Source organism: Mucilaginibacter sp., assembly GCF_039921305.1.
Taxonomy (GTDB): Bacteria; Bacteroidota; Bacteroidia; order Sphingobacteriales; family Sphingobacteriaceae; genus Mucilaginibacter.
In genome coordinates this window covers 180284-187039 of the sequence record NZ_JBDSCA010000055.1, presented here as the reverse complement: position 1 = coordinate 187039, position 6756 = coordinate 180284, and the positions used below count along the sequence as shown (strand labels likewise).

Here is a 6756-nt window from a genome sequence, read left to right as displayed (position 1 = left end):
CAGTGTTGGTTTAGCTGCTATTATGGTACCATTATTAACTAATGCAACCTTACCTGCAGTTCCGGATAAGTTAAAGTTATTGATTACACCGGTAGTTGCCATATCCGGAGTTGGTAAGGCAATACCTGCGCTACCGCCTGATTGCTCCTGAACCAGGAAAAAACCATGTGCCTTTACAATGCTCCCTGTAGGGAATACCGTTATGCCCGAGAAAGCTCCGGTACCTGTAGCCGAGTTGTATTGAACAGACCATCCGCTGATATCAACATCAGCACTGGTGGGGTTATATAACTCAATAAAGTCGCTATTGTAAACAGCGCCTGTATTACCGCCTGCACCATAAATTTCACTGATAACCAAGTGCGTAGCTGTTTGTGCCGATGCCAGTGCCGGCAGGAAGAATAGTAAAGAATAAATAAGATAGAGTAGCCTTTTTTTCATACACTGTTATTATTAAAAGAAGTTTGTACTGTTTAAGTATAGTTAAATACGTATACCAAAATATATTAAACACCCGGTCAGCCTTGATATTAGCTTACCAAGTGATTTATTAAATACCCGGATCTACTTTCGTAGCTAAGGCGTCGTGTACCGATTTAGGTAATACAGAGAAAAGACTGTACCCCGTTTTAGTTTCAATATCCGCCAATGTGGTAATGTATAATTTCCAGTTCGAGCTAATAGAATTGATGTTTGGCGTATTTACAGCAATAATTCTGGTAGTGGATGTTACACGTGCAACATCACCGTCGCCTTTAGGCAAAACAAGGGCTACTTTCCATACGTTACTTGGCACATTAATACCCAAAGTCCCAATTTTTGATACAGCAGTTGTACCTACCGAGCCTATACCTCCGGTTCCGTAGCTTCCCATTACAATATATACTTCATTACCGCTAGCAGTTAAGCTACGTAAATAATCTTCAAGGTTACCCCAGGTTTGCTGGTTGTTATTAGGAGCCTGTGGTATCATGTTGATCATCAAAAAGGTAGCGGTGTTTGCAGCTACCGAACTTGTACGATCAGCCGATGGACAATTATGCCCCCTATCAAACCCATACGTGGTTGCAGGCGAATAGCTATTGCTTTGTACCGCGGTAAAACCTAAAGTTGCTAATCCGGCGTAAGCTGCAAAATTATCAAGCCTTTTGGTAACGTTAGTGGTATTGGTATTATCTAAATGCCAGCTAACCCAGTTAGGTTCAAGTTTGGTTGAGTTATAACTTTCTACATAATAACCTGTATTGATCAGGTAATTATCTTTATCTGTAGTAATGCTTGTACCAGCACCAGATGGGTTACCGAATAATAAATTACTATTATCGCCATTTGCCGGTGGCGCATCCGGGCCTACTGTTATGGTTGCCGGTGGAGTTGCCGTGCCCGAACCAGTTGTGTCGGCAACATCTACTACGGGTGGTGTAAAGGTAAAGTTATTGCCCTCGTTCTTTGAACAGGAAACAAAAACTACCGCAGATAATGAATAAATTAGTAAGTGTTTAAATTTCATCTATCGAAAATAAATTGTTCTACAAATAAATAGTTAACATGTTAACTCAGTGTTAAAAAGTTAAATAAAGCACTAATTAACAAAAAAAATAAAGCAAATTAATATTTTATGCGATTTTTTTTAAAAAAAGATTAAAAAATGCACAATTCGCTCTTTTATAGATCAATTAAGCAAAAAAAATTTAATCTGTGATTTTTTTTTTATATCATTACCGGATATTTAACATAGAGTTAAACAAAGGCTAATCTTACTATAATACTAAAAACAAAAACTTGTTATAATTTCGAATCTTCAAATTTTTATCCAAACACATTAATATGAGAATATCTCTACTATTGTTCTTCGCTCTAATCATCTCAGGGGCGCAACTATTTGCGCAAAGTACCATTACAGGGAAACTCCTCGATTCTAAAACAAAAGAGCCATTAATTGGCGCCACTGTTTCAATTAAAGGTACAACTACTGCCGTTGCGGCATCGTTAGATGGTAGTTTTAAATTAAAGATCCCTGCTCCCGGTACAGGCACTTTAGTATTTAAATACATAGGTTACACAGACAAAGAAGTTTCGGTGTCCGGAAGTAAAAACCTTGGTTCTATACTATTAGAGTCAAATTCTGGAGCATTAGCTGAGGTTGTGATCAACTCTACTGTTATTGATCGTAAAACTCCAATAGCGGTATCAACGGTAAACGCCGAGTTTATTGAAGAAAAAGGTGCCGGGCAAGAGTTCCCTGAGCTTTTAAAAGAAAGCCCGGGCGTTATGGCTACGCGTACAGGTGGTGGTTACGGCGATTCGCGCGTAAGTATCCGTGGTTTTAGCAACAGTAACGTTGCGCTATTAATTAACGGTATACCAGTTAATGATGTTGAAACCGGCAGAATTTTCTGGAATGACTGGGCTGGTTTATCTGATGTTACATCATCAATGCAGGTACAACGCGGTTTAGGTGCATCAAAAGTAGCTGCGCCTTCATTAGGTGGTACTATTGGTATCACTACACGTAGTACTGATGTTGTTCCGGGTGGTTATTTAACACAATCCATCGGTAGCTATGGCGATACCAAAACTGCTGTATCAGTGTCATCAGGCTTAACCAATAAAGGCTGGGCAACATCTTTCATGCTTGCCAAACGTACCGGCGATGGAAATGCCGAAGGTTTATATTATTCTGGTTACAGCTATTTCTTCAACATATCAAAAGTGTTAAGTAAAACTCAAAACTTAGCATTTAATGTAATGGGGGCCACTCAATCACATGGTCAAAGGTTCACTTATAACTCTATAAATACATACCGCATATCGCCACAAGGCGAAAGGTACAATGGCGATTATGGCTTTTACAACGGTGAAGTATTAAGTGCCGAACAAAACTACTACAACAAACCATTAGCCGCTTTAAACCATAACTGGACAATTAACGAAAGCACCCAATTGGCAACCGTTGCTTATGCGTCATTTGGTTTAGGAGCTGCAAGGTATATGACCAACGCAACCGGGTCACCGTACACAAGCCTTGTTCCTGGTGCGGGTAGCCAATATCCACGTACCGGTGATATCTACTCTCCTATTGATTTTAATGCAATCGTAAAAAACAATTTAACCAGCCAGGATGGTTCGGCACAAAACTATTTTCAGAATGTAACTAATGATCATCAGCAATATGGTGTATTAAGTACATTAAAAAAGAGGTTTGGCGAATCTATTGACCTGATAGCTGGTGTTGATGCCCGGTATTACGAAGGTCAGCACTATTATACAGTACAAGATTTGTTGGGTGCTCAATACCTTTTAAGCACTGCTGATAAAAACAACCTTAACTATCATGCTAAAATTGGCGATAAATTCAACAGCAATTACCAATACGATATCGCATCAGAAGGTTTGTTTTTACAAGCGGAATATTCAAAAAACAGCCTTTCGGCATTTGTATCTTTAGCTGGTTCAAACACCGGTAACAAACGGATTGATTATTTTACTTACCTAAATAATAACCCCGATAGAGAAACTAAATACATTAACTTTTTAGGTTTCCAGGCAAAAGGTGGAGCCAACTATAATATTGATAAAAGCAATAATGTTTTCTTCAACATAGGCGTTTTACAACGTCCGCCATTAGTTTCCAGTATATTTTTGAACAGGGATAACACATTAAATCCAAATGCTGTTCCCGAAAAATTATTTAGTTATGAATTGGGTTATGGTTTCAGAAGTGCTGATTTTACGGCGAACGTAAACCTTTACCGTTCAACTTATAAAGACAGATCTGTTACACCAAAAACAACCGTTGATCAAACCACGGGAGCAACGTTAACAACCAACCTTTCTGGTTTGAACGAATTACACCAGGGTATTGAAATTGATGCAAAATACCGACCGGTAAAAGAAGTGCAACTTAGAGGTATGATTTCAATAGGCGACTGGCACTACATCAGCAACGCAGGCCCGGCGCAGGTTACCAGTGATAACCCTATTGCGGTTCAAAATTCAACCCAACCAGAGCTATTTATAAAAGGTTTAAAAGTTGGCGACGCTGCTCAAACTACTGCTTCGTTAGGTTTAGACGTTAATATTTTACCTAAGGTTAAGGTTGGTACTGTTTATAACTATTACGCCAGATACACAGCATACTATAATCCAGCCAACATAACCCACGATGGTTACCAGGCTTACCAGGTTCCAAACTATTCACTTTTTGATTTGAACGGTGTGTTCAGGTTTACTATAGCTGGGTTAGAGGGATCGTTTATAGCAAACGTGAACAACCTGTTTGATACCAAATACATAGGTGATGCTTACGATCAGGCCGGAAATGCCGGTGGCAAACCTGAGTTCTATCAAAACACAGCTTCTACAATCGGTGTGTTTTATGGTATTGGCCGTACATATACTACCACTTTAAGAATTAAATTTTAAGCGATAATATAAACATCATGAAAAAAATATATTACTTATTAGCATTAGTTATTGTAGCTTTTGCTTCTTGTAAGCCACTTAGTAAAACCTATCAGGATATAGATTCTGCTCCTTTAGGCGATGTTAAACTGACTTTATCAACTACCGAGTATAAATCGTTACCATCCACAAATTATGCATTTAACAGTTTTAATTTTAAAACCATTAATGATGCCAACTTGTCTATCCCCTCAATTTTAGCTATTAAATACCCGGTAATTGCCGATTTGAAAAGTGCAAGCGTAAGCTTTGCAATGGATCCAACAACAAGTTCTATTGCCGCTCCCGATTTCGCATTAGCGCGTATTGCTACCACGTTAGTAACCCTGGCAGATCATACCTTCCCTACTTCAACTATTAATGGTAACCTTATTCCTGGGAATAGTGTTGCATATTTTACAGCTGATGCAGCAATTAACTATCTTAATTATAAATACCCAACGCCGGCTGCTTACCAAATGGTAGTTTTAACTTACAACTATTTAGAAACTGGTGTTACTGCTGCAGCCGGAAATACAACTACAGATACTTTTGTATTTCTTAAAAATACCTGGACCAAAATTTACACCATATCGCCTGCCCAATACGCATCTGTAAATCGCGGTAGCAATAACATGTTTCTAACAACCGATCTTCCTAATATTATTTATATACTGAATTCTATTTTGAAAGAAGATGTATTACTGATGTCTGGAACTACAACAGGTACCACTATATATGTTGCCTACAAATACAACACTACCGATCAAAGGGTACAAGGTTTAACCTACGATGGCTCAAACTGGATATCACGTCAAACCTTATCATTCCTGAAAGTGAAAGGTGTTTGGTTGCCAGATCCAACGGTTACAATTATTGAGGGTATTGGTGTCAATGATGATTATAAATGGTTAAATGACCCTAATAATCCTATTGGACTTGCGATTGGAACTGCTACAGCACGCGCCAATTTAGCCAGCTTTGGTGATTACAACATCAACGCAACTGGTCCTACAGTATGGAATGATGCTGATTTAACAGCTTCGTTAGCTGCCATATTATTGCATAGGTTCCCAACCCCAGTTGTTGGTGTTCCTTATAAAATTGTTTACTCTGTATTTGTGAGCAAAGTAACACAAACATCTAAAGTGTTTATATTTAACGGTACTGCTTTTGTATTACAACAATAAAAAGAATTAATATTAAACAAAAAGAGCGATGGATATATCCATCGCTCTTTTTGTTTACATCCTCCCTTCTATCCTATTAAGCCAGCAAGTAAAACCCATCAAAAATATTTTTTGCTTACTTATGATATAAATAATTTATATTTCACCTTTAATATTAGCAATTGGCTTTTTTGTTAATATTCAACCTAAACTTAGTGAACATATCTGCGCATGTTTGATAAAACATTATCCATAATTATCCCTGCATATAACGAGGCCTTAAATATCCCGTTAGTAGTTCCATCTATCATCTTGTTTTGCAAACAGCACAACTATCAGCTTATTATTGTTAACGATGGCAGCTCTGATAACAGCAGGCAATTATTAGCCGGTTTTGATAACGAAGAATGCGTTACAACCATCAATCATAAAATAAATCATGGTTATGGCGGTGCAATAAAATCGGCCATAGTGGCATGCGAAACCAAGTATCTGGTAACCATGGATTGCGATGGACAGCATTTGGTTGAGGATATTAATAATTTACTTGAACAATTAATAGCCACCGATGCCGATATGGTAGTAGGGAGCCGCAGAGGGCTAAAATCGGCAAGTATATCGCGCTCCTTTGGCAAAAGAGTAATCCGTTTTATTATTAAACAGTTAATGCCTTTACCCATTTATGACATTAACTCGGGCATGAAACTTTACCGGGCAGATCTGGGTAAAAAATATAGTAAAGTATGCCCAAATAGTATGGCCTACAGCGATGTGATATGCCTGGCATTCATTAACAAGTTTCACAGGGTTGTTGAGCATCCTATTAATATTAAAGAAAGAAAAATGGGCCAAAGTACGGTTAACGTGAAAACCGCCTTCCATACCATATACGAGATCTTTAACATTATTATTCTGTTCAACCCCATTCGCATATTTATGCCTATTGCCTTGGTTACTATATTTTCGGGCTTAGTATGGGGAATCCCTCTTGTTTTACAGGGGCGTGGTGTATCGGTAGGGTCAATGCTGTCTATCATGTTTGGAACCCTCACCCTGTTTTTCGCGGCTATTGCCGAGCAGCTATCACAGATCAGGAAACGGGATCTTTAAATCGTATCATAAACAAAGAAGCATATTTGCATCA

5 protein-coding genes are annotated in these 6756 nt (G+C 38.3%); 3 read left to right on the top strand and 2 right to left on the bottom strand.

Features of this window, described 5'->3' with window-relative positions; translation table 11 throughout:
* Both ABIN91_RS17475 and ABIN91_RS17470 read right to left on the bottom strand, forming a co-directional pair.
* The coding region (locus ABIN91_RS17475) for a lamin tail domain-containing protein (RefSeq protein WP_348052646.1) at positions 1 to 441 on the bottom strand (441 nt) is incomplete at its 3' end.
* A 109-nt stretch (positions 442 to 550) separates the two neighbouring features.
* Positions 551 to 1510: a DNA/RNA non-specific endonuclease gene (locus tag ABIN91_RS17470; protein WP_348052644.1), complete on the bottom strand. Its 960-nt coding sequence runs from the start codon at positions 1508 to 1510 to the stop codon at positions 551 to 553.
* A 317-nt stretch (positions 1511 to 1827) separates the two neighbouring features.
* Here ABIN91_RS17470 and ABIN91_RS17465 point away from each other — a divergent pair, with 317 nt between their 5' ends.
* The 3 genes from ABIN91_RS17465 (at position 1828) to ABIN91_RS17455 (ending at position 6722) form a co-directional block, all read left to right on the top strand.
* Positions 1828 to 4425: a TonB-dependent receptor gene (locus ABIN91_RS17465; RefSeq protein ID WP_348052642.1), complete on the top strand. Its 2598-nt coding sequence runs from the start codon at positions 1828 to 1830 to the stop codon at positions 4423 to 4425.
* 17 nt (positions 4426 to 4442) lie between these two features.
* Entirely contained in the window at positions 4443 to 5633 is a 1191-nt protein-coding gene (locus ABIN91_RS17460; protein ID WP_348052640.1) for a hypothetical protein, read from the top strand.
* A 210-nt stretch (positions 5634 to 5843) separates the two neighbouring features.
* Positions 5844 to 6722 (top strand): glycosyltransferase family 2 protein, encoded by an 879-nt coding sequence (locus ABIN91_RS17455; RefSeq protein ID WP_348052639.1) that lies wholly within the window; start codon positions 5844 to 5846, stop codon positions 6720 to 6722.
* Positions 6723 to 6756: the final 34 nt, after the last annotated feature.